Below are 21598 nucleotides of genomic sequence, written 5' to 3' on the forward strand. Positions count from 1 at the left end.
ACACAGCTCGAAATTCACCATCAAGGATATTCCGATGAGCCAGCTCAAGCCCCTCCATGATCTCCAGCAGGTCAGCGCTGATGATGTGCGTGCTTCGGTGTCTGCACCCTTCAGGCAATTCGCTGACCAAATCGCTGCCGCGTTCAATGGCCAGAGCGTCGATGTCCCAGATCAGCGCGCAGAGGCACTGAATGAACAAGCCGCCAAGGCTGCCCAGCAATCGGTGTCGCGCCATTCCTTGGAGGACCAGCCCTCTGCGCCGCAACATTCTGATAGCTCTGCGGGCCCTGAGGAAGCATCTTCGGAACCAGCGGCTCCAGCTCTTGACCTGGCTGCAGAATGGGAGAGGATTCGGCTGGCCAAGGCGCAGAAGACCCAGGTCAACGAAGCCGACTACATCAATATTCCTGGCTTCAAGATTGACGCAAAGTACGAATTTCGTGAGCAGCCGGGATGGGTGCCGCCGGGAATCAAGTTCGAGGTCGAGGTTCCGGCCAAGGAGGAGGCGGAGGACTCTGCCGAGGACGTTGGATACGGCGCCGAGCCGGAACCACAGCCGGAAGACAACGATCAGCGCCACCCAGTTAGGCTGTGGTGGCCGGAGCTGGAACACGCTCCCAACGAACTGGTTATTTACCGCGTGGTGGGAGCAGATTCGGTGATGAACCCGACGCCGGAGGACGGTGAAGACTTGGTCTTTACCCAGGGCACTGCCTACCGTGACCACAACCCGGGTGAGCAAGGCCTACGCCACTACGCCGTTTGGGCGTATAAGGGCAAGGGCCTAGAAGAAGTTATTAACTCTCAGCCGTACTTCATGGGAGAGACTGCGGTGGTCTTCCCACCGACGAACGTTCAGGTTTCCACCATTAAGGGAGCCATCCAGGTGTCCTGGGACTTGTTGCATGGGCACGAGAGCGCTCTTGTCTATGCGTGCAGGGACACCGAAAAGGACGTCCTTTCCCCGCGGTTTGAGCAAGCCGTGGACTCCAGCGGACTCAAGGCCACGATCCCGGTGCAGGAAGCCGGCCAGACCATGGTCATCTCCTTGCTGGGGCAGGCGCAGTTCCGCGACGCAACTGAGCAAAGCCCTGACGTCGTGGCTGTGCAGCGCACGGTCAAGATGGCCAGTGAGCTGGAAAAGATGGAGCTGACGCGCTGTGAGGGCCGCCGTGATGGCGGAGAAGACAAGATCGAGATGGATTGGTACTCGCCCAAGACAGGCGAGGTCAAAATCTACCTCACCCCGAATCCGCCGCAGGCTGAGCTGCGCACCGCCGCCGTGCCCAAGACCTACGTTGAAAGCGCACTCGCCAGCGCCATCGCGGAAAGCCGTGGCACGACGGAGCCGGGTTCCTTCCAAACAGCCAACGTGCCGTGGCCTTCGGACTGGTACGAAATCTACGTCACGCCGGTGAACTTTAATGACGCCGATGCGTGGGTGGGCGAATCCAAGGTTTTGCAGCGCGTCCAGTCCATTGAGGAGGACCAGTACCGCCTGATCGAGCGCGTGGATAGCCAGCTCATCACTTTTGACTGGCCGCAGGGCGCTATCGCGGTGGAGTACACCACCAGCGAGGGCGTCGATCAGGTTCGTGAGGAAGACTACGACCTTCAAGGCGGCATTCGCCTGCGCCTGAAGCCGCACGGAGAAACCGTCACGCTCCAGCCCTACGCTGTGTTCGAGGGTAAGCGAACCGTGGGTGACAAGCTGGAGATCACCTACGAAGGCTTCCGCCCAGTGACCTACGACATTATTCACGACTCAACACGAGGCACGGCAGACGTGTTTGTGTGGAGCTTGGGCAATGGGGACAAGCGTGAATTCACCTGCCAGATGGTCTACCGCGCCGATCGCCTGCCGCTCTACCCCGAAGACGGTCAGGTGCTCACCGGTACCAAGGACGGTGTCCAGCAGACCACGTTCACCTTCTACGAGCTGGCGGGCGAGCCCATGGCGCATGCGAAATTCACGGTGGATCTGCGGGAGCACATCAATCGCGGTGGGTACATCCGCCTGTTCGCGGTGGAAAGCGCCGATAGCGGCTACGACTCTTCCTTCACTGGATTCGGAAACGAGGATCTCTACAGCAATTTCGCTGGCGGTGAAAGCGACTCTTCCTCCAACCTCAGCGCCTTGGACAAAGCCGTCGTGGTGGAAAAAGACGTTGCGAATAAGCTGGGCTTTGCACCACAGGACTATAGCCAGAACCAGCAGTACAGCGAGCACTACGCCGAGCAGTACAACGAGCAGTATTACCAAGGAGGCCAGTAGCCATGAGCGGTGCTTTTAGTTACGCTTCCTTCTCCCGCTCGAATGGCCGCGCCGGTGGCTGGGGAGTGGGCAGCAAGGCGGGTGACATCACCCGGGAGGAGCTCTCTGAGCTGATCTCCTACGTCCCCACGACGCTCAACAACGGCAAAAACATTCCGGATTTTCCTTCGGACCAACAGCGCGCTGAGTTGGTACGCCGCACGGCGGTTTTTGCACTTACGCCTGAGGCCGACAAGTGGGTGACCATGGTGTCCGTACCAGCTGGTCTGGATGCGACTGGCCGTGGCGGCAACGTGTTTACCTACACGGCAATCACCCGCACCGGCACGCCGCCGGCGCCGTCGGCGGTGCTGTACTCCTCCGATATCCCGACGCCCTTCTCTATCTACGAAGTGGACAAGGTGCAGATTCCGGCGGAGATTAAAGCTCGCGGCCCGCTGACCTCGGACGTGTTGCTTGATGAATTCTTGGACGGCGAGTTCCGCCAACCGGATCGCCTGCCCCCGGCGTTCCGTTCCGTAACTCCCAACCCGGACTCAGCATTCAACCGCGAGCTGGTGAGTGCAATGGCCACGGTGTTGGATTCCTCCAACGGTTTCGTCATTCTGGTGGCCCCTGATAACCAGGCGGCGCTGTGGATTGCGGCCACCGCTCGTGAGGCAGGGGACGACGGCTTTGGCTTCTCCACGTTCGAGCGGGTCGCCGCAATTAACGAATTCCCGCTGAGCACCTCCACGATGATTGTGGTGCCGCCCAGCGAGAAAGGTCGCTTGGCGGACACAGCAATTTCCGGAAATCCAGTGGTCTTTGCTGTGGATGAGGCCATTCCAGACGTCAGCGGGTTCCAGCGTTCCTCTGCTGAGGAAGCGCCGGAGACCGCAGCGCAGGATGCCCAGGATGAGCACGGTGGCGAGCCCGAGCACGACAGCCACGAAAGCCACGACAGCGCTGAGAATTCCGCGGCCGCTCACAATGTGTGGGCGGAGGACGCGTCGCCCTTCGGGGCGCCGGTGTCCGGCAATTCTCCTTTTGCTGCCGCACCAGCGTCGTCCACGGAGCTCCCTACGGGTCCCACTGAGAAGGGCAATGAAAGCACGATCGGCATGCCGGTGAGTGCCGCGCACGATAATCCCTTCGCGGATCCTTCCGCGGTGCAGTCGGCAGCGGAGGAATCTCCCGCTCCGGAACCTACGGTTGCTGCTCAGGATTCGCCTTTCGCATCCTTCCCGGCCAGCGCCTCTGAGGGGGCAGATAAGGGGCCCGACAAGCACGCAGAACCCTCGGAGCAGCAGGTAGCCCCGTCTGCGGCGTGCAATGCAGTAGTCCCGGGCCTCAGCAACGATGAGTGGCAGATGCTCACAGACTTCGACCCGCACTGGTGGGCCGAGTACCTCGATACCCACCGCGGACGCTCGATTCAGCTGGCATACCTGGACAAGTCCTCCTTGGAGGGAGGGCTGGATAAGCGGCTGATGTCCGCTGTCCTTGCCTCCTGGGTCTATTACTTCCCGCCCGAGTATTCGCTGCTCGCGGCTGACGCTCTGGATCAGTGGCAGCCCGCGGATATCGAGCAAATCATTAACCTGACCGCTACCGGGTTTGCGTTGACGATCCGGAACGATCCGGGTAATCGCCACGCTGGTGAGCGGGTGGCCCGGGTGCTCGACGCCGTCGGCTACAAGCTTGATGAATTCACTCAACACCAGCAGCAACAACACATCCCGCCGCAGCCGACTGCGGGACAAACACCGCCTACGGCGCCGAACCAGTTCGCGGAGCCGGGGCGACAGCACTCCGGTTTCGGTCACTTTGGTCGCGGCAGAGGCAACGGATTCCACGGAAGGTAAGGAAGCGTTATGGCTAAATACACACTGCGGGACGGCGAGTCCCTCCGCATCGGTTCGCAGGGCAACCTCACCGTTGAAGCTTTTGAGGTCGGCGTCGGCGGCGCCGCCATGGAGCTGGTCATCTTGGGCGATGACGTGCAGGCAGCGCGTGTGCACGATCTCGCGCTTATGGTGCACTCTCTGCCGGCTAGCGCCACCATTCAGGTACAGCCTAAGAATGGCGGTACCTACTCCAAGCGCAGCGAGGTTCGCCTCCGCGTCAGCAACGGCATCGATGATATTTCCTTCCCGCGCGTGCTGATCGACGCCGCGGAGGATTCCCCCGAGCGCCTCGCCGAGGTCACCGCGGGCCCCGAGGGATTGTTCTTTAAGGCCTTCGGCAGCACCGAGGGCGCCGGCATCACCGACTCGGCGCGTGAGGTTCGCTCCAAGATGCGCCGTGCGGAGCTCGACGTGTCCGGGCTCGATGCGGTCACCGCTATCATTGACGGCTCCGCCTCCATGCAGGTCAATGCCACTCCGCGGACGATTGAGGCGGCTGCCAAGTACATTGATGCGCTGTCAGATGCCTTCAAGCAATTCCGTGCCACCGATGGTCAGGACAGCATCCAAACGCACAAGGTAGAAGAACTCACCCGCTTCATCGGCACTGTCGTTGAGAACGGCGCTGAGCGCGTGGGCCAGCGCCCCTGGGGCGGGCAGACGCTAAAGGCGACGACTTCTCTGGCTATCTACGTCACGGATTCTCCGGTGGCGTCCATGCTCAACACCGGCGTGCCTACGGTGGTCCTCATCGTGAGCACCATTGGCCGGCAGGAGCTGGAGCTGGCCCAAGCGAATGGCATCCCCTCCCAAGTGGCCTTCGCGGTTATCGATGAACAGGTAGCCAACCAGCTCGATTCTGGATCCAACGCGGAGCTGGCAGAGCTGACGGACCGCGTCACCGCCATGCTGAAGGAGGCAAAGTAAATGACAATGGCTAAATGCCCCTGGACTTTTAAGCCGCTCGAGGATGGAGCCACGGTGAGCCCGTACACGCAGCGCGAGCTGCCGGACGGGTGGACTGATTCGGTGACGCACTGCGTGGCCATGGCAGGCGCGCGTAACTCCGGAAAGTCCCTGTACACCGCCGTCATGATTAAGCAGCTCAAGCAGCTTGCGCATAAGCACGATCGTTCCGTTCAGCCGGCGGATAGGTCGACGCGGGAGCGCTACGAGGAGGTCTACGAGAAGCCGCTCTTTGAGGAGATGCGTGCCATGGACCCCACCCCGAGTGCCGTGGCTACCGACGCCTACCAGCGCGACCCTCTCATCTTCGAGCTGGGCAAGTGGCCGGACCCGCAAGGCGTCGAACGGATGAATTACCTGGTCTTCCGCGATGTGGCGGGCGAGGACCTGGAGAATCCGCCGGAGAGTGAAGCGGACCGTGAGAACCTAGCTTTCTTCACTTATGCTGACCTTGTTATTTTCCTCTTCGATCCGCTGCGCGTGAAGCAGATTCAGGACTATATTCACGGCCTGATCCCCAACATCGGTGAGCTTGGCGCGGACTCCCTCAGCGTCCTTGACAACCTGTTGGATCTGCTGGATACGGACACCCCACCGCCGCTGGCAGTGACGATTTCGAAGTTCGATACCGTCCAGAAGCTCGAGCAGGTTGATGATGCCCGCTGGAAGAAGATCATGGGCAACAAGGGCGCGGCCTTCCGCCGTGATACTGGCTGGAACTTCAGCGAGTCGGATCGTCTTATGGTCCACCAGGAGGCCGACTCCCTGCTGCGCTTCCTCGGTGCGCATGATCTCATCAACAAGCTCGGCGCGGCCGCACCAGCTGCTGGCAGCTTCTTCGTAGTCTCCGCGCTGGGTGAGGCACCGACGGGCCGTAAGCTGGCGCGCAGCGGTATCGCTCCGTACCGCGTGCTGGATCCCATCCGCTGGTTGTTGAGCCGCCATGGCGTGTTTAATCAGGAGGTCTCATGACGTTCGGAAGCCCCCAGGGGCCGGGCTCCCAGTTCGGCGGCCCGCCGCCGAATCGCCCGCAGGGTCAGCCACATCAGTCGGCAGCATCGGCGGGTAGCGCCTACGCCACCCAGGATTACCGCTACGGAAATGTGGCGGAGTCTCAACGGGAGACGCGCCGCGCAGCGGACATGAAGGCGCTGTGGGCGCCGTGGCCACTGAAGATCGTGGCAGTTATTGAGCTTTTCATCTGCGCCTACGGGGTCTACACCATCTGCCAGCTGGTGGCGCATGAAAACAGCCCGACGGCCGTGAGCCGCATGGACCGTCTCTCCACCGAGTTTGGTGTGCTCATTGGCTTGTTGGTGCTCCTCGTGTGCGTGCTCACCACTTACGTCCTGCACGCTCAGCAGGTAGCGCGCATCGCCTTGACCGCCATCAGTGCGGTGTTGGTGCTGCTCATTCCGGTGGATTCGGTGATGCCGGTATCCATTGCTTCCGCCGCAGTCATTGTGCTGCTGTGGCTGCCTGCCAACCGGCGGTGGTTTGGCGGCACGGCGTAGTGGCTACGTAGTAGATAACCAGCCTGCCAGGCACGGCAAGAAGGGGCGACCGCTTTAGCGGTAGCCCCTTTTTTCGTGCCCTCTTAGGCCTTCTTGCTCACTTTCTCCATGGCCTGGGTATTGCCTGCGGAAGCGAAAAGATTGTACGCCAGTTTATACATGTTCCGAGCACGCTGATGTGCATCGGCGGAGGTATAACGGTCACCGAGGAGCTCGGCCACCTCTGCCAGCGCACTCTGCTCGTCCGGGTGGGCAGCTTCCTCGATCGGATGCTTCTCTAGGAAGTTGAGCAAGACTTGGGTGGACTCGAACAGATTTCCAGTCTGGATCCGCAAAGACTCTGAGTAGAGCACCGTCCACCTCGCAGAAGTGGGGAGGCTGCTTAGCTTCATCGAATCCACGTAGCGTGAGGCCAGAATGTCGTAGGCTTCGTCCGGATCGCGGTGGCGTACCTCGAGCAGGATCGTCCGCAGGAGGGATTCCAGCTCGCCGTCGAGATCGCCGCTACGCGCATACTCCTTGGCGGCAGCCCTAAAGCACGCCTCGCGCTGTTTGTGATCATTCTGAGAGTTTGCCCCGGCGTCGAAGTAGAAGCGCGCCAGCATCCGTGCGGGGAGGCTCTTGTAGGCGTCCTCGCGCCGGGCCTGCGAGAGGATGTTAAAGGACTGCTTGGCCACCTTCGTGCGGTCTGCGTCCGACTCGGAGGCCCACAGTGCGCCCACGGCAGAGTTGAGGATGACGGAGAGGATGTCTTCCCGGGAGGCACCTTCGCCCTTGAAGTCTCCGGTGGTTGCAGCGTTGTTGATGGCTACAAAATCTTTGGCATGCACCTTCGGGTTCGAAGCAGTGGTTGCGCTTTCCAGCCGGGAGCGCAGCTGCGACAGCGATTCCGCGGAGGTGGAGTTTTGGGAAGAGGTGTGCGCTGCCCCGGGAGCGTGGGCGGCCTGCGCAGCTTTAGCTTCCTTGGCCGCGCGGGCCTCCTTCTCTGCCTGTGCTGCTCGTGCTGCTCGTGCTGCCTGTGCGGCCTTTTCTGCCTGCGCTGCCTTTTCGGCCTGTGCGCGCTCGCGAGCTTCCTGTTCTTCTTTTTCCTTGGCGGCAGCAAGTGCCTGCTGCACCCTGCCATCGCCGGCGTCAGCGGCCTTGGCAGCGAATTTCTCTGCCTGATTTCGGTCCCCGTTGTTCAGCCATGCGAGAGCGATGCGCGAGTAGCCGTGTCCCACCAGCTGCGGTTGGCCGGTAATGGCGCCGAGCGAGGCGATGGTCAAGGAATCATCTACGTTGTCGATGGTCCCGGCAGTCTCACGCAGGATCTCGCGAGCCTCTAGGTAGTGCGCGGCGGGGGCGGCGTCCTCGATGCTGCCGATAAAGACATCATCGTTGATCACGCGTTCAATCTGGCTATCAATGTGTGCGGACTCGGAAGTGGGAAGCGTGAGCCCTGACTCTTGAGAACGCGCATAATCCAACATGCGCTGAGCATCGGCGGGATCAAGGAGAGGAAAAGTCACGTCAGAAGCCATAACGGCGATTCTAGTAGAGGAATCAGACACTCGCGCCTTTCGTAGAATGGTCCCCATGGATTCTCTCAACCCCGCGGGGCGCTACGCCCCGAGCCCGTCTGGTGATCTGCACGTGGGTAACCTGCGCACTGCGCTTCTGGCGTGGTTGTACGCGCGCTCGAGCGGGCGGCGTTTCGTGGTGCGGGTAGAAGACATTGATACGCAGCGCTCCTCCCGGGAGTCGGCGGCCCGGCAGTTGGAAGACCTTGCGGCGCTGGGCCTGGACTGGGATGGGGAGGTCATCTACCAGCAGGATCGCTATGCCGCGTACGAGGAGGCGCTGGCGCAGTTGCCCACGTTTGAGTGCTACTGCTCCCGTAAGGACATCCAGGAGGCTTCCCGCGCGCCGCATGCCATCCCGGGGCAGTATCCGGGGACGTGCCGTGCGCTTTCTCGCGATGCCCGGGCCGCCAAACGCGCCGAACTCGCCGCTCAGAACCGCGTCCCCGCCATCCGCCTGCGGGCCGAGGCCACCGACTACACCATTCATGATGCTCTGGTGGGTGAGTACACCGGCGAGGTCGATGACTTTATCCTGCGCCGCGGCGGGCAGCGGCCCGCCGACCCCGCGCAGGGCATGGACTGGGCCTACAACCTGGCGGTGGTGGTCGATGACGCCTACCAGGGAGTCGACCAGGTCGTGCGCGGCGATGACCTGCTGTCCTCCGCGCCGCGCCAGGCCTACCTGGCGCACTTGCTGGGCTACGACGAACCCGAGTTTGTACACGTGCCGCTGGTGCTCAACCCGGCGGGAAAACGGCTCTCGAAGCGGGATGGGGCGGTGACCCTGCGCCAGCTGCTGGAAGAGCCGGGGCGGGGCCCAGGGGACGTCGTCAAGCTGCTGGCCCGATCGCTAGGCTACGAGGCCAGCACGGCCCCGGAACTCCTCGCGAAGTTCCGGCCGGAGGAACTGCCCCGTGAGCCTTACGTGTGGGACGGGACTGTGTAGCTCGTTTCTTTCGCGGTACCGGTATCCTGTGGGAGGAACCTACCACGGGGAGTGAATCGCACAATGGAAGTCTTGCTTGTTCTTATCGGCCTCATGCTCGCTACGGTGATTGTGGTGGCGGCGGGGGACAGGATAGGCCTTCCGTGGCCGGCGCTGCTCACCATCCTGACCGCCGTGGCTGTCTTCATCTACGCCACGTTCTCCAGCGGTGAGTTTGAGTTCGAGGTGCCGGCGGACCTTATCCTCCCCATCTTCCTCCCGCCGCTGCTCTGGGCGCTGGCACGCAAGACCTCGTGGGGTGTTATCCGGGAACAGTGGGTGACCATCGTGGCGCTGTCCGTGCTGCTGGTGGTGGCGACAACGCTGGCGGTGGGCTTTACCGCGCGTGCCTTCATGCCTGGCCTGAGCCTGGCGGCCGCCATCCTCATTGGTGCCGCCATCGCGCCGCCGGACCCGGTGGCCGTGGAGGCGGTAGCGGAGCCGGCAGGCATCCCGCGCCGCATCATTTCCGCCCTCCAGACTGAGGGCCTGTTTAATGACGCCGCCTCCATCGTGGCGTTCCACCTGGCATTGACGGCAGTGACCAGTTCCGGGGAGATGCACGCGGGTGAGGCTGTCGTGAGCTTCTTCTACTCCGCCATCGTGGCCACCGTGCTGGGACTCGTGGTGGGGCGCGTGTCCTCGTGGTTCGTCGGCGCGGTGCATGAGGTCGTGGCCCGCAACGCCCTGACCTGGGTGATCCCTTTCGCCGTGTACATCGCGGCGGAGGAGCTGGGCGCCTCCGGTGTTATCGCCGTGGTCATTGCCGCGGTGGAGCTGCACTCGCGCGCGCCGATTCAGGCGGAAGACCGCCTGTCCGGCCAGTCCTTCTGGGAGACGGTGGAGCTGCTGTTTACGGGCGTGGCCTTTGGCCTGATTGGCCTGACCGTGTCGAGCGCCATCGATGCGGTGGGCGCGGACCTGTGGCACGCGGTCATCGTGGGCGTCATCCTCTCCGTGGTCGCCTTCCTGGTGCGGCTGGTGTGGATGTACGCGTTCTACCTCATCAACCGCAAGCGCGGGAAGCCGCGCCTGGCGCCGCTGCGCTTGCAGGAGGTGCTGCTCATGACGTGGTCCGGCATGCGCGGGCTGGTCACCCTGGCGCTGGTTCTGTCCGTGCCCAGCGGTCTGAGCTTCTACCACGAGCTGACCGTCATCGCCTTGGTGGTGCTGCTCATCACCATGGTGATTCCGGGCCTGCTGCTGCCGTGGCTGATGCGCCAGCTGGATCTCACGGCCCCCTCGGAGGCGGCCACCGATAAGATGCGCACAGTTATCACCACTCGGGCCCGTAAGGCCGGCATCGCGGCCATTCGCGCGAAGTACGAGGAGCTGGATCCAGATACCGCCGCTAACATCTCGCAGTGGTTTGAGGACCGTCTGGGTGAGGATGAGGACGGCGATGACGCCTCCACCCGTATGCAGAAGGCCATTGCGGCCCGCGAGATGGCGCTGGCGGCCCGCCGCACCGCCCTGGCGGGCGCGCAGCAGGAGCTACTGCGCCTGCGCCGCGATAGGGACTTTAACCCGACGATTGTGGACGAGGTCTTGGCGGACGTCGACCGCATGGCCCTAGGCGCCAAGAAGCACGGATAGCACCGGCAAGAGATCGGCGAGAAAAAGGAGGAGCGCTATGGACGCTTTCGACTACGCCCAGCAGACCGAGGGCCTGGATTACCTCTATGACTTCTTCGAGGAGGACTTAGAATCCCGCGTGCGCGAAGGCCGCGAGTTCCTCCCGGCGGGCATGGAGGACATCCTGGGGGACCACACGCTGGAGGACTACGTCTGGCTGTGGATTAAAGAGCCCGGGACCAACGGCTTCCGGCAGTACCTGCGCGATGGCGGCTACAGCGAGGAGGAGGTGGCCCACGCCTTCCTGCTCGCCCGCACGGAATGGGGCATGAACACCCCGCCGCAGGTGGAGTGGCTCAAAGAGGACGGCGTGGAGCCGCCCACCTTTGATTAGTTCTCTACCTTGACTAGCTGCTCCTTTGGCGTGGAGCCGTCCGCGGGGAAGGCGAGGGTCAGCGCCTTGGAGAAGTACTCCGCGCGCTTCTCGTTTCCTTCGGTCTGGTAGTGGACATCATCGCCCGGCAGGAACCATTCCTGGTGGACGTCGGAAGCCCAGTCGTAGACCACCAAGTTGGGGTAGCGGTCACGGGCGGCAAGCAGTGCCTCATTAAACGGCGCCATGTTGGCGTTGTCGTAGGCGCCGGAATCGCGGTTGGTGGCGGCGGTGGGCCACAGGACGGGGGCATCACCCAGCAGCTCCATGATCTGGTCCACGCGCCAGTCCTCCTCGCCGGATCCGCCCACTGCTCGGTTGGCGGCGTCGTTCACGCCCGCGCCGATGATCCAGCACGCATCCTCGCCGTAGCCCTGGTCCAAGAGTCGCTGGACGGAATCCCGAATGGAGGGATCGCCCTCCAAAGATTCCACCGTGGAACGTGCACCGGTGACATCAGCCACCACTTCGTGCGCGCCGACGTTCTTGTACGTCACCTGCGCGTTGCGCTGGGGATCCGAGAGGTAGCCATCATCAAACATGCCAATCGACGTAGAGTCACCCACGTGAATGACGGTGGTGCAGCGCGTCTTGCCCGCCTGGGCGGCAGCATCCTTGCTGTCAGCGGTCTCGGCCGAGGAGGAAGGTGCCGCGCCCTCGGTTTGGTCAGATTCGCTGGCCTGGGCGGACTTACCCGGTGCCGGGGCTGGGCCGTCGCCGCCAATCTTGACTCCCATCTGCTGCGCGCCGGGCTGCTCGGCCTGGTCCAGCGAGGTATTCCAGGCTGCCGGAATGCCCATGGCCACGACCGCGGCGAGCAGGGTGGCCGGGACGGCCAGGCCCATGCGCGGCAGCGTGTGGCGCTGTGCCCACCACTGCTTCAGCGGAGTGACGACGCCGTGGCGGCGGATCGGATCCTCCACCAGCGTCCAAGAAATGTGCGCCAGCGCAATGGCCACCACGGTGACCAGCACGGGATGCGCCCACGGCAGGTTCTCCCACTGCGGGATGAAGACGATTGCGGGCAGGTGCCACAGGTAGATGCCGTAGGAGCGTTCACCAATCCAGCGCAGCGGCGTGAGGCCGAAGAACTTAGAGGTCAGCGTGCGCTTGTCCAAGGCGGCGGTGATGACCGCGACGCTGGCCGCGGAGAGGGCCAGAAGACCCCAGTTGTACAGGTTCGGCGAGTAGTCCGGCAGCAACCAGAACAGAGCACCGATGCCCAGCACGCCCAGTAGCGCGGCAGGGATGGTGAGCGCGCGCGGCGGGATGCGGTAGCCGTGCGCGTTAGTCAGCGCGATGGCCAACGCCGCGCCCAGGAGGATGCCGCCGGCGCGGGTGTCGGTGCCCTCGTAGACGCGGGTGGCGTCAGTACCGGTGTTGAACAGGAAGGCCATCCAGCCGAAGGACACCGCCGCCAGCACGAGCGTGCTGATGACCAGCGGGGCGCGCTTGCCGCGGGTGAGCTTGAGCAGGACGAACAGAATCAACGGCCAGAACAGGTAGAACTGTTCCTCCACGGACAGCGACCACATGTGATCCAGCGGCGCGTGACCGGCAAAGCGGTCAAAATAGGACTGGCCCTCTAGGATGACGTGCCAATTGTTGACGTAGAACAAGGCGCTGAGGGAGTGGCTGGCATTCTCGCCCAATTTGGGCAGGTCGAAGAACACGGTAAGCAGCAGCACCGCCACCAGCATGAGCACAACGGCGGGGACGAGGCGCCGGAAGCGGCGCAGCCAGAACGTGGGCAGGCCCAAACCCTTGCCGCGGCGGTAGCTGCGCATCAAGTTCGCGGTGATGAGGTAGCCGGACAGCGTGAAGAACATGCCGACTCCTAGATATCCTCCCGGCAACCACGACGGGTTGAGGTGGTAGATCAGAACGCCGAGCACGGCGACGGTACGAAGGCCGTCGATAGCCGGGACGTAGGAGGTGTGCGAATCAACCGGTCTTGGCATGTCCGGGGAACTCCTCGGGAAGGGTAGAGATTGAGATGGGCGTGTCTGCGCCTGAGGGACTTAACTACTCTAAACCTTGTCTCTATTAATCCCGCCCTTGGGCGAGGTTCTCTCCCCACCGCTGGGGAGCACGCCCCACGCCGCGCCGACATGCTGTGCCATCAAGGCTCCAGAATGGCCCTTGCCGGGTTAAGAGAAAACGAAAGAAGTCCCAACTCCGAAGAGCCGGGACAGTGGCGGAGAATAGGGGATTTTTTCGCACCCGGTTTGAACTGGACTTTTGTGAAGTGTTTCTAAAAAGGATCCCAGGAGGGATATTAGGCGGCTTGGTATGTCGTTTACTGGCGTCCTTCTTGTTGCTTGATTTCGGGGTATTAACGAGGCACAAAACTTTTCTGCGCCGTCGAAGTTCTATCCCGGTAGCGTTAAGAGTAGTCCACCTAACGTTGAAAGTACTAGGAGATGAGCAAGTCAAAGGATCAACGCTACGTCCACAAGCCAATTGATAAGTTCGGTTTCGTTGTAGATGTCGGCTACTACAAGCCAAATGGAGAACGGGTTCCTGCGCCTCGGATCAAGGGGTTCATGAATTACGGCGGTCTACTCTCAGGGCCTCGTTGGGGTTATGACAAGATCACCGGGATTCGTACGTATTTTGGATGAACGGTAACAACGGGGAAGAGCCAGAGTTCTTGAATGGATGGGATGGCCATGGGCACTGACGAACTGAAGCTTTCCAAGGCCGCTTCCGAATATATTGAACGGTGGGCGGCCTTTTGGCTCATGGAGAATGATCCAGAGTTTTGCCTACAAGACCTCAAAGAAGAGACGTTGAACCTTTGTCTGGAGGACCTTTACCGCGAGTGGGTAGAGCTTGCAAGACCTGCCGTCGAAACTGTTAATGAAAAGTGGGTTTCGATATTCGACTGCGAATCAATATTGACAAGATTCGTGATGACTTGGCATATCTCTCAAGCATGCACAATTAGTTTTGTAGAACCCTGAAGGATATCCCAAAGGTGATTATCGGCAAATGATCACTTTTGTCAGTTTTCCCAGACGTTTGGAGGAGCAACCGCGGTCGTACTTGTAGCGTGGCTACTCGCTGCCCCTGACTTCAGCCACTGTGCAGCACTTCCAGAGTGTGTGCTTCAAAGCGCCTTCAGAGACTGAGTTATCTCTCGACTTTTCTTGATTCTATGTTCCTGGGAGCAGATTCTTTGCCGCTGTTGTGAGAGCTTTTGGAGCGTTCTTGATAAGCGTTTTTCGGGCCTCAGGGCTTATTGCTGCTACACCGACGAATGCAGTAACCCCCAGTACAGCACCAAGCACTTCTTTGTGGGCTCTCAGAGCCTCTAGATTGAATCTCTTATTGTTAATATCATGCTCGAACAGTTTGTTGTCGTACCGTTCAAGGCGGTCGAGCGCATCCTGTTTGGCTTCCGGGCTACTTTCGGGGTCTCGGACAATCTGCGCAAGCAGTTCCTTAGTGAAAGCAATGCTTGCGTAGAGATTTCCAGAACTTTTCTCGTTACTGGTGACTGCCTGTTGTACCGAATCATCCATAGCCTGCGCGAGTTTTGCCACTGTGTCGGGCGCAACTGTTAGAAGTGCTGATAGAACTCCCGAACTAATCTGATCATTTTGAATCATTTGGACAAGATTAAGAACCTTGTCACTACTCATTTTGCGCAGGTCGTCGACTTTCAGTGCGCTTTTCAAATCGTCAATAGACTCTATTTGTCCCATTTTCGCTCCCCTTGGCAACTTGTTGAGTGAATTGTACCGTGGGCAAACTGCAGAACGGTGAAGTTACTCATTGGAGACGACCCGCTAATTTGGAGAGTTCTGGGAGGGGGTTTACTGACTTTTAGTCAACGGCGGATTCTGAAGCCCTAGATTCAATGAATTCTACATGCCATTCCGCGCGCGAGAAGTTCATCGAAAGTAATGATCTCAGGGTGAGTGATATTTCGACGGAACATTTCGAAACTATGGACGACTTTGTCGATCGATTGCTCCGCCGGTTGAACGGCGGAAAAGAAAAATCCCCTGGATAATGATATCCAGGGGATTTCCCAGTGGCGGAGGATAGGGGATTTGAACCCCTGAGGGATGTGACTCCCGCACGCGTTCCAGGCGTGTGACATAGGCCGCTAGTCGAATCCTCCGCTGGAAAACATTACATGAGGCCCCTAATGATGCAAAATCGCCAGGTCAGGGTGGAAAATGGGAAAATATGGGGTGCTGTGCGCCGGGGACGGCGGAGCAACCGCGGGGTGGGGGTCTGGTGGGTGGTGGAAGGGGCGAGCGGTTTGGCGTCGGCAAGCACGGCACGCTAGGCTAGACCGCAGGATTCCGCGTGGCGTCCATCCTCTGAACTCCCCCAGGGCAGGAATGCAGCAAGGGTCAGGAGGCTCTGGCGGGTGCGCGGGGTCCCCTTTTTTATATTCGGGCTTTCGCACGAAATGGGGGCGCTGGGGGTTAGGATAGGGGCCACATATTCGCAACACACTCCGGAAGGTAGACGGATGTCGCTTCTCAAGCTGGAAAAGTCCGAGCTGGATGACCTTGCCACCCAGGTGCGCAAGGAGTACGAGGATCTCAAGGCCAAGGGCCTCAACCTCGACCTGACCCGCGGCAAGCCCTCGAAGGTACAGCTGGATCTGTCCAATGATCTGCTGACGCTGCCGGGCCTGGGCAACTACACCGATGCTGCCGGCAATGACCTGCGCAACTACGGCAACTCGAAGGGCATCAAGGAGCTGCGCGAACTGTGGGGCAAGCTCACCAACATGGACCCGGAGCTGCTCATCGCGGCGGATTCTTCTTCCCTGAACATCATGTTCGACCTCATCTCGTGGGCCTACACCTTTGGTACCAACGACTCGGAGCGCCCCTGGGCCCAGGAAGAGACCGTGAAGTGGATTTGCCCGACCCCGGGCTACGACCGCCACTTCGCCATCACGGAGACCTTCGGCTTTGAGCTTATCCAGGTGCCCATGCTGGAGGACGGCCCGGACGTGGACGCCGTGGCGGAGCTGGTCAAGGACCCGCAGGTCAAAGGTATGTGGGTGGTGCCGATGTTTGCCAACCCCACGGGTGCTGTCATCTCGGAGGAGAAGGCCCGCCGCCTGGCCTCGATGGAGGCCGCCGCGCCTGACTTCCGCATCGTGTGGGACAACGCCTACGCCGTGCACACCCTCACCGAGGACTTCCCGGAGATTCTCCCTATCCTGGAGATTGCGAAGCAGGAGGGCCACCCCAACCGCTTCTGGGCTATGTCCTCGACGTCGAAGATCACCTTCGCCGGTGCCGGCGTGAGCTTCTTCGGCACTTCCGCCGCGAACCTGGAGTGGTACCTGCAGTACTCCGGCAAGCGCGGCATTGGCCCGAACAAGATCAACCAGCTGGCGCACTACGAGTTCTTCGGTTCCGCGGAGGGCGTGCGTGCGGTCATGCGCCGCCACTCCGCGCTCTTGGCGCCGAAGTTCAAGGCAGTCCTGCGCATCCTGGACAAGCGCCTGAGCCAGTACGACGTGGCCCAGTGGACCAAGCCGGAGGGTGGTTACTTCATCTCGCTCGACGTGGTGGATGGCACCGCTACCCGCGTGTGGGAGCTGGCGCGTGACGCCGGCATCCTGCTGACCAAGGCTGGTTCGGCCTACCCGCACGGCAAGGATGACAACGACCGCAACATCCGCCTGGCTCCCTCCCTGCCGCCGCAGGAAGAGGTGGAGGCCGCGATGGACGGCGTGGCTACCTGCGTGCTGCTCGCCGCCCTGGAGAAGTTGGGGGCATAAGGCCATCAACGTTGACGAGACGGCCTACTGGCTGGACCAAGTCATTCCGGTCGACCTCGAGTTCAAAAACGTCGAGGGGCACCGCGTGGGGTTGGCCGCGCTTGACGACGATCAATCCCTCGCCGTCACCTGTGACTTCGCCGATACCGACACCGGCTTGGCCCACGCGGACCAGGGTGTTGATGTCCGCTGCGAGCTTCTCTCTGTCGCCCGCACCGGGCAGGCGGAGGTCGCCGCAGCGGTGACGTCCGCAGCGGCGCTTATTACCAAGGCGGCGGGTGTTCTGCCGGCGCAGCCGGGCCTGCTGCTGCCTAATCTTTTCGCCGCCGAGGACGAGCGCTGTGCGCAGCTGAGTGTCCGGCACGGCGTGCTCATCGCGCCGTACCTGTGGGGTGGACAGACCCCGCAGCTGGCGGAGGAGGGGCGCCTGACGCTGGTGTGCCAGTTGCTCATGCTGACTGACGCCGAATATGCCTACGCCGTCGACGAAGGCGTGCCGGCCCTGCAGCAGGCCGTGGGGGAGCAGGGCATCGATCTGCTGGATTGGCGGCGCTCCGAGTAAAGGCTGCTGGAAAATATCGCCTGATCCGTGTGTCGGGGCGAGACGCTAGACTGACTAACCGTGGCTCTTTACCGGAAATATCGTCCAGCAACGTTCGCGGAAGTGGTAGGCCAAGAGCAGGTCACCACCCCGCTGTCCGCCGCCCTCGACGCGGGGCGCATTAACCATGCGTACCTCTTTTCCGGCCCGCGCGGCTGCGGAAAGACCTCTTCTGCGCGCATCATGGCCCGCTCGCTCAACTGCGAGCAGGGGCCGACGTCCACGCCGTGTGGCGTGTGCGATTCGTGCGTGTCGCTGGCCCCCGGCGGGCCGGGCAATCTGGACGTCACTGAGCTCGACGCGGCCTCCCACAACGGCGTGGAGGACATGCGTGAGCTGCGGGACCGCGCCTACTACGCCCCAGCGGAGTCGCGCTACCGCATCTTCATCATCGATGAGGCGCACATGATCTCCGCCTCCGGCGCCAACGCGCTGCTGAAGGTGGTGGAGGAGCCGCCGGAGCACGTCATCTTCATCTTTGCCACGACGGAGCCGGAAAAGATCATCGGCACCATTCGTTCGCGTACCCACCACTATCCCTTCCGCCTGCTGACCCCGCCGGCCATGAAGGGGCTGCTGGAGCGCACCGTGGCCTCGGAAAACGTCCACGTGGATGACACGGTCTACCCAATGGTGATTCAGGCCGGCGGTGGCTCGCCGCGTGACACCTTGTCCATCCTGGACCAGCTGCTGGCCGGTGCCGGCCCGGATGGCCTGACGTACGACGTTGCCCGTCCGCTGCTGGGCGTGACCGACCTGGGCCTGTTGGACAACACCGTGGAGGCCCTGGCGAATCAGGACAAGGCTGGTCTGTTCCGGTTGGTCGATGATGTCATTGAGGCCGGCCACGAGCCGCGCCGCTTTGCCATCGACCTGTTGGACCGCCTGCGGGATCTCATGATTATCCAGGCGGTGCCGTCTGCCCTGGAGGAGGGGCTGGTCTCTGCGCCGACTGACCGTGGGGAGATCCTCACCGCCCAAGCCCAGCGCTTCAGCGGCCCGCAGCTGGCGTACCTGGCAGAAACCGTCAACGCGCGCGTGTCTTCCCTGCGCGGTGCTACCTCGCCGCGCCTGCTCTTAGAAATCCTCTGCGCGCACCTCATCGTCGGGTCCGCGCCCGCCGCCGCGGCCGCTGGTCAGCTGCCCGCTGCCGCCCAGCCGGGCGCTGACGCTGCGCCGTCTGGCGCATCTACTGCTGCCGGCCAGCCCGGCACTCAAGGAGCGCAGGGACAACCCCCAGGTTCCGCTTCGGCCCAGCGCCCGCAGTCCGCGGTCTCCGGTGCCCAGGATCCCGCCGCCGCGGCCGCCGCCATCATTGCGCAGCGCCGCAGCCGCCAGGCCGCGAAGCAGAACGCAGCGCAGCAGCAGAACGCGCCCCAACAGTCGGAAGCACAACAACCGGAGCCGCAGCAGCCGGAAGCACAGCAGCCGGAAGCACAGCAGCCTGCGCAACAGCAGCCTGAGAAGCAGCAGCCTGAGCCGGCGCGCGAGCAGGAGTCGCCGCAGGCCGAGCCCGCTGCGGAACAGCGTGAGGAGGCCCAGGCGGAGGCACCGCGTCCGGACCAGCCGCAGACTGAGGAAACTCACGCCCAGCCCCAGGAGCGCCAGCCAGAGCAACCGCAGCAGGACCAACCTTCTGCCGACCCAGCCGCGGAGATCCGCCAGAAGTGGTCCGATCTGCGCGTGACCATCGGCCGCCGAAACAAGGTGGCGGAGATTATGCTCGCGGAAGCTCGCGTCCTTGGCGTTCGCGATAACACGCTGGTGTTGGGGCACACCACCGGCGCGCTGGCGGAGCGCATCAATGCAGACCCTAACAACTCTGCCATCGCGGGTGTGCTGAAGGACGAGCTCAACCGCGATCTGTCGGTCGAGTGCGTCATTGGCACAGACCCAAAAGCGCATGGCTTCACCGTGGAGGAGCCGGTCCAGCGCACCCAGTGGAACCCTAATCAGCCGCAGCGCGAGGCCTCCGAGCCCGAACAGGAGGCAGAGAGTCCGGCGAGTCCTGCACGTACTGAGCCAACCACCGGCGTAGACCGCGAGTCAGACGCTGCGGCCGACCCGGAGGAAACCCCTGAAGGCACCGACGCGCCGGAGCAGGGCTCCGAGCCCGCGCCGCAGGCCGAGGAACAGAGCGGGCAGAGCGCGCCTGCCAGCGACGACCCGTGGGGAGCGCCGCGCCAGATCGGCGGGCAGGCGTCGTCGTTTAAAACGACGGAGCAGGCTTCCGAACCGGCGCAGCAGTCTGCGTCGCGTGAGCCGGTTCCATCGCAGGCGCCGGAGAATGCGCCCGCGCAGAGGCGCGAGGAACCACAGCGTCAGGAAACACAGCGTCAGGAACCACCGCAACGGGGGCCGGCAGTGCCCCCAAAGAGGGAGGCCCGTGGCAGCCAGTGGCGATCACGCATTGCTCAGGCAAGCCAGGTAGCGGCGCAGCGCGACGAAGAATTTGCCAAGGTTCCCAAGTTTGGAAACGGGGTTCCGCTCCCGCCCGAGCCCGGCCCGGACGAAGGTGAATTCGAAGCACCGCCGGAGGACTACGGCCCGCCGGCGGGAACCGGTTCCCCGCACAACAGCGCAGGCCAGGGGTCACAGACGTCGCAGCAGTCGGCGCCGCAGCAGGCCCCCGCGCCCCAGCCGGCGTACTCCCGGGACGATGAGGAACGCGAGATGATGGAGGCTGCCCAAAGCGTTGGCGAGATGGACCATCGCAACGCCACGGAGGTCGCCATGGAGCTGCTCGCCCAAGAGCTCGGGGCGCGGCGACTCTAGCGCGTCATCTGTACACTTGACGGGTAGCGAAAAACTCGTACGAAAGGACTTTTAGCATGACCGAGAATGATCCGATGCAGCAGGCAAACGACATGAACGAGATCTTGGCCCAGGCTGCCCGCGTGCAGGCTGAGCTGGAGAAGGCTCAGAAGGAAATTCTGGCCACCATCGTTGAGGGCACCGCGGGCAACGGCCTGGTTAAGGTGACCATGACCGGTGGCGCTGAGCTCAAGGAGGTCAGCATCGACAAGTCCGTGGTGAACCCGGACGATATCGAGACCCTCCAGGACCTCATCGTCGGTGCCTTCAACGAGGCGCACGATGCTGCCGGCCGCCTGGCCCAGGAGAAGATCGGTCCGCTGTCCCAGGGCATGGGCCAGTCCCAGCAGGACTACGATGGTCCGTCCATCAAGGATGTCTTTGGCGGAAACCAGTAAGCCGCGCGTTAGACTGTAAGGCCGTTGTTGCCCTCCCGGTGGGAGGGCGGCGCGGCCTTTGCGTTTGTCTAGGCCACATCACTCACCGCTCGCCACGAGGCGGCGGACTTTTTACAGTAAGGGGAGCATCGCGTGTTTGAAGGACCACTGCAGGATCTCATCGATGAGTTCTCGCGCCTGCCGGGCATTGGGCCCAAGTCGGCGCAGCGCATCGCCTTCCACGTGCTGCACCAGGACCCCGAGGACATTGACCGCCTGCAGAAGGCGCTGGGCGCGGTGCGCGATGGCGTGACCTTCTGCCGCATTTGTTGCAATATCTCCCGGGAGGAGGTGTGCCGCATCTGCATCAACTCGCAACGTGACGCCTCCACCATCTGCGTGGTCGAAGAGCCGAAGGACATCCAGGTCATTGAGCGCACCGGCGAGTATGAGGGCCGCTACCACGTGCTTGGCGGGGCGCTGGACCCGCTGGCTAACGTGGGGCCGAAGGACTTAAACATTTCGCAGTTGCTGCAGCGCCTCGGCGGTGTCCTGCCGGACCGCGAGCTGGCGGATTCCACTCCGGAGGAGCCCTTGTACGACGACACCCCGGAGATCACCGAGGTCATCCTCGCAACTGATCCCAACACCGAGGGCGAGGCCACCGCGGCCTACCTCGTGCGGCTATTGCGTGACTTCCCGGGGCTGAAGATCACGCGGCTGGCCTCTGGCATGCCGCTGGGCGGCGACCTCGAGTTCGTGGACGAGCTGACGCTCTCCCGCGCGCTGAGCGGCCGCCTGACGGTCTAGCGTAGTGGCTCATAGCGGCCCCCTAGGGACCCT

At 62.4% G+C, this 21598-nt stretch carries 17 protein-coding genes, 1 tRNA gene and 1 other RNA gene; 15 read left to right on the forward strand and 4 right to left on the reverse strand.

Annotated features, from left to right (window positions below; all coding sequences use genetic code 11):
* Positions 1-34 precede the first annotated feature (34 nt).
* The 5 genes from ACLI1P_RS00835 to ACLI1P_RS00855 are packed head-to-tail and all read left to right on the forward strand — an operon-like array spanning position 35 to position 6644.
* Positions 35-2275, forward strand: coding sequence for a hypothetical protein (locus tag ACLI1P_RS00835; protein WP_411709180.1), 2241 nt, complete (start codon positions 35-37; stop codon positions 2273-2275).
* 2 nt (positions 2276-2277) lie between these two features.
* A complete protein-coding gene (locus ACLI1P_RS00840) occupies positions 2278-4122 on the forward strand; it encodes a hypothetical protein (protein ID WP_411709181.1) in 1845 nt (614 codons plus the stop codon).
* Positions 4123-4131: 9 nt separating this feature from the next.
* Positions 4132-5091, forward strand: coding sequence for a hypothetical protein (locus tag ACLI1P_RS00845; protein ID WP_411709182.1), 960 nt, complete (start codon positions 4132-4134; stop codon positions 5089-5091).
* Positions 5092-6102, forward strand: a complete 1011-nt coding sequence (locus ACLI1P_RS00850) for a TRAFAC clade GTPase domain-containing protein (RefSeq protein ID WP_411709183.1) — start codon at positions 5092-5094, stop codon at positions 6100-6102.
* Entirely contained in the window at positions 6099-6644 is a 546-nt protein-coding gene (locus ACLI1P_RS00855) for a hypothetical protein (protein WP_411709184.1), read from the forward strand. The genes ACLI1P_RS00850 and ACLI1P_RS00855 overlap by 4 nt, the downstream gene beginning before the upstream one ends.
* Before the next feature lie 83 nt (positions 6645-6727).
* Here ACLI1P_RS00855 and ACLI1P_RS00860 read toward each other — a convergent pair whose 3' ends face one another.
* Positions 6728-8164 carry a hypothetical protein gene (locus tag ACLI1P_RS00860; RefSeq protein WP_411709185.1) on the reverse strand — a complete coding sequence of 479 codons (1437 nt, stop codon included), beginning with the start codon at positions 8162-8164 and terminating at the stop codon, positions 6728-6730.
* Between the two features lie 55 nt (positions 8165-8219).
* On the opposite strand from ACLI1P_RS00860, the gene gluQRS reads away from it, so the two are divergent.
* From gluQRS to ACLI1P_RS00875, 3 genes are all read left to right on the forward strand, one after another.
* Positions 8220-9152 carry a tRNA glutamyl-Q(34) synthetase GluQRS gene (gene gluQRS, locus ACLI1P_RS00865; RefSeq protein WP_411709186.1) on the forward strand — a complete coding sequence of 311 codons (933 nt, stop codon included), beginning with the start codon at positions 8220-8222 and terminating at the stop codon, positions 9150-9152.
* A gap of 63 nt (positions 9153-9215) precedes the next feature.
* Positions 9216-10787, forward strand: a complete 1572-nt coding sequence (locus ACLI1P_RS00870) for a cation:proton antiporter (protein ID WP_411709187.1) — start codon at positions 9216-9218, stop codon at positions 10785-10787.
* A gap of 37 nt (positions 10788-10824) precedes the next feature.
* Complete coding sequence (locus tag ACLI1P_RS00875) at positions 10825-11160, forward strand: hypothetical protein (RefSeq protein ID WP_296133001.1); 336 nt, start codon at positions 10825-10827, stop codon at positions 11158-11160.
* On the opposite strand, the gene ACLI1P_RS00880 is transcribed toward ACLI1P_RS00875, so the two are convergent.
* Positions 11157-13160, reverse strand: coding sequence for an acyltransferase family protein (locus ACLI1P_RS00880; RefSeq protein WP_411709188.1), 2004 nt, complete (start codon positions 13158-13160; stop codon positions 11157-11159). The two genes, ACLI1P_RS00875 and ACLI1P_RS00880, sit on opposite strands and share 4 nt — an antisense overlap.
* A 711-nt stretch (positions 13161-13871) precedes the next feature.
* Here ACLI1P_RS00880 and ACLI1P_RS00885 point away from each other — a divergent pair.
* On the forward strand, positions 13872-14165 hold the full coding sequence (locus tag ACLI1P_RS00885; RefSeq protein ID WP_411709189.1) for a hypothetical protein: 294 nt from the start codon (positions 13872-13874) through the stop codon (positions 14163-14165).
* A 192-nt stretch (positions 14166-14357) separates the two neighbouring features.
* On the opposite strand, the gene ACLI1P_RS00890 is transcribed toward ACLI1P_RS00885, so the two are convergent.
* Positions 14358-14909 (reverse strand): hypothetical protein, encoded by a 552-nt coding sequence (locus tag ACLI1P_RS00890; protein ID WP_411709190.1) that lies wholly within the window; start codon positions 14907-14909, stop codon positions 14358-14360.
* Between the two features lie 333 nt (positions 14910-15242).
* Positions 15243-15331, reverse strand: a tRNA-Ser gene (locus ACLI1P_RS00895).
* 178 nt (positions 15332-15509) lie between these two features.
* Here ACLI1P_RS00895 and ffs point away from each other — a divergent pair.
* From ffs to recR, 6 genes are all read left to right on the forward strand, one after another.
* An RNA gene (gene ffs, locus ACLI1P_RS00900) (signal recognition particle sRNA small type) lies at positions 15510-15608 on the forward strand.
* An 83-nt stretch (positions 15609-15691) separates the two neighbouring features.
* Complete coding sequence (locus tag ACLI1P_RS00905; protein WP_411709191.1) at positions 15692-16963, forward strand: aminotransferase class I/II-fold pyridoxal phosphate-dependent enzyme; 1272 nt, start codon at positions 15692-15694, stop codon at positions 16961-16963.
* A gap of 85 nt (positions 16964-17048) precedes the next feature.
* Entirely contained in the window at positions 17049-17525 is a 477-nt protein-coding gene (locus ACLI1P_RS00910) for a hypothetical protein (protein WP_408932183.1), read from the forward strand.
* 60 nt (positions 17526-17585) lie between these two features.
* Positions 17586-20339 (forward strand): DNA polymerase III subunit gamma and tau, encoded by a 2754-nt coding sequence (locus tag ACLI1P_RS00915; RefSeq protein WP_411709192.1) that lies wholly within the window; start codon positions 17586-17588, stop codon positions 20337-20339.
* Positions 20340-20395: 56 nt separating this feature from the next.
* Positions 20396-20776 carry a YbaB/EbfC family nucleoid-associated protein gene (locus ACLI1P_RS00920; protein WP_411709193.1) on the forward strand — a complete coding sequence of 127 codons (381 nt, stop codon included), beginning with the start codon at positions 20396-20398 and terminating at the stop codon, positions 20774-20776.
* Between the two features lie 132 nt (positions 20777-20908).
* Complete coding sequence (recR, locus tag ACLI1P_RS00925; protein WP_039673215.1) at positions 20909-21565, forward strand: recombination mediator RecR; 657 nt, start codon at positions 20909-20911, stop codon at positions 21563-21565.
* Positions 21566-21598: the final 33 nt, after the last annotated feature.

Source organism: Corynebacterium tardum, assembly GCF_046717785.1.
Lineage (GTDB): Bacteria > Actinomycetota > Actinomycetes > Mycobacteriales > Mycobacteriaceae > Corynebacterium.

Excerpts from the sequence above, each read along its gene's own strand:
- ACLI1P_RS00835 (WP_411709180.1), top strand. The coding sequence starts at position 35 with ATGAGCCAGCTCAAGCCCCTCCATGATCTCCAGCAGGTCAGCGCTGAT.
- ACLI1P_RS00840 (WP_411709181.1), top strand. The coding sequence starts at position 2,278 with ATGAGCGGTGCTTTTAGTTACGCTTCCTTCTCCCGCTCGAATGGCCGC.
- ACLI1P_RS00845 (WP_411709182.1), top strand. The coding sequence starts at position 4,132 with ATGGCTAAATACACACTGCGGGACGGCGAGTCCCTCCGCATCGGTTCG.
- ACLI1P_RS00850 (WP_411709183.1), top strand. The coding sequence starts at position 5,092 with ATGACAATGGCTAAATGCCCCTGGACTTTTAAGCCGCTCGAGGATGGA.
- ACLI1P_RS00855 (WP_411709184.1), top strand. The coding sequence starts at position 6,099 with ATGACGTTCGGAAGCCCCCAGGGGCCGGGCTCCCAGTTCGGCGGCCCG.
- ACLI1P_RS00860 (WP_411709185.1), bottom strand. The coding sequence starts at position 8,164 with ATGGCTTCTGACGTGACTTTTCCTCTCCTTGATCCCGCCGATGCTCAG.
- gluQRS (WP_411709186.1), top strand. The coding sequence starts at position 8,220 with ATGGATTCTCTCAACCCCGCGGGGCGCTACGCCCCGAGCCCGTCTGGT.
- ACLI1P_RS00870 (WP_411709187.1), top strand. The coding sequence starts at position 9,216 with ATGGAAGTCTTGCTTGTTCTTATCGGCCTCATGCTCGCTACGGTGATT.
- ACLI1P_RS00875 (WP_296133001.1), top strand. The coding sequence starts at position 10,825 with ATGGACGCTTTCGACTACGCCCAGCAGACCGAGGGCCTGGATTACCTC.
- ACLI1P_RS00880 (WP_411709188.1), bottom strand. The coding sequence starts at position 13,160 with ATGCCAAGACCGGTTGATTCGCACACCTCCTACGTCCCGGCTATCGAC.
- ACLI1P_RS00885 (WP_411709189.1), top strand. The coding sequence starts at position 13,872 with ATGGGCACTGACGAACTGAAGCTTTCCAAGGCCGCTTCCGAATATATT.
- ACLI1P_RS00890 (WP_411709190.1), bottom strand. The coding sequence starts at position 14,909 with ATGGGACAAATAGAGTCTATTGACGATTTGAAAAGCGCACTGAAAGTC.
- ACLI1P_RS00905 (WP_411709191.1), top strand. The coding sequence starts at position 15,692 with ATGTCGCTTCTCAAGCTGGAAAAGTCCGAGCTGGATGACCTTGCCACC.
- ACLI1P_RS00920 (WP_411709193.1), top strand. The coding sequence starts at position 20,396 with ATGACCGAGAATGATCCGATGCAGCAGGCAAACGACATGAACGAGATC.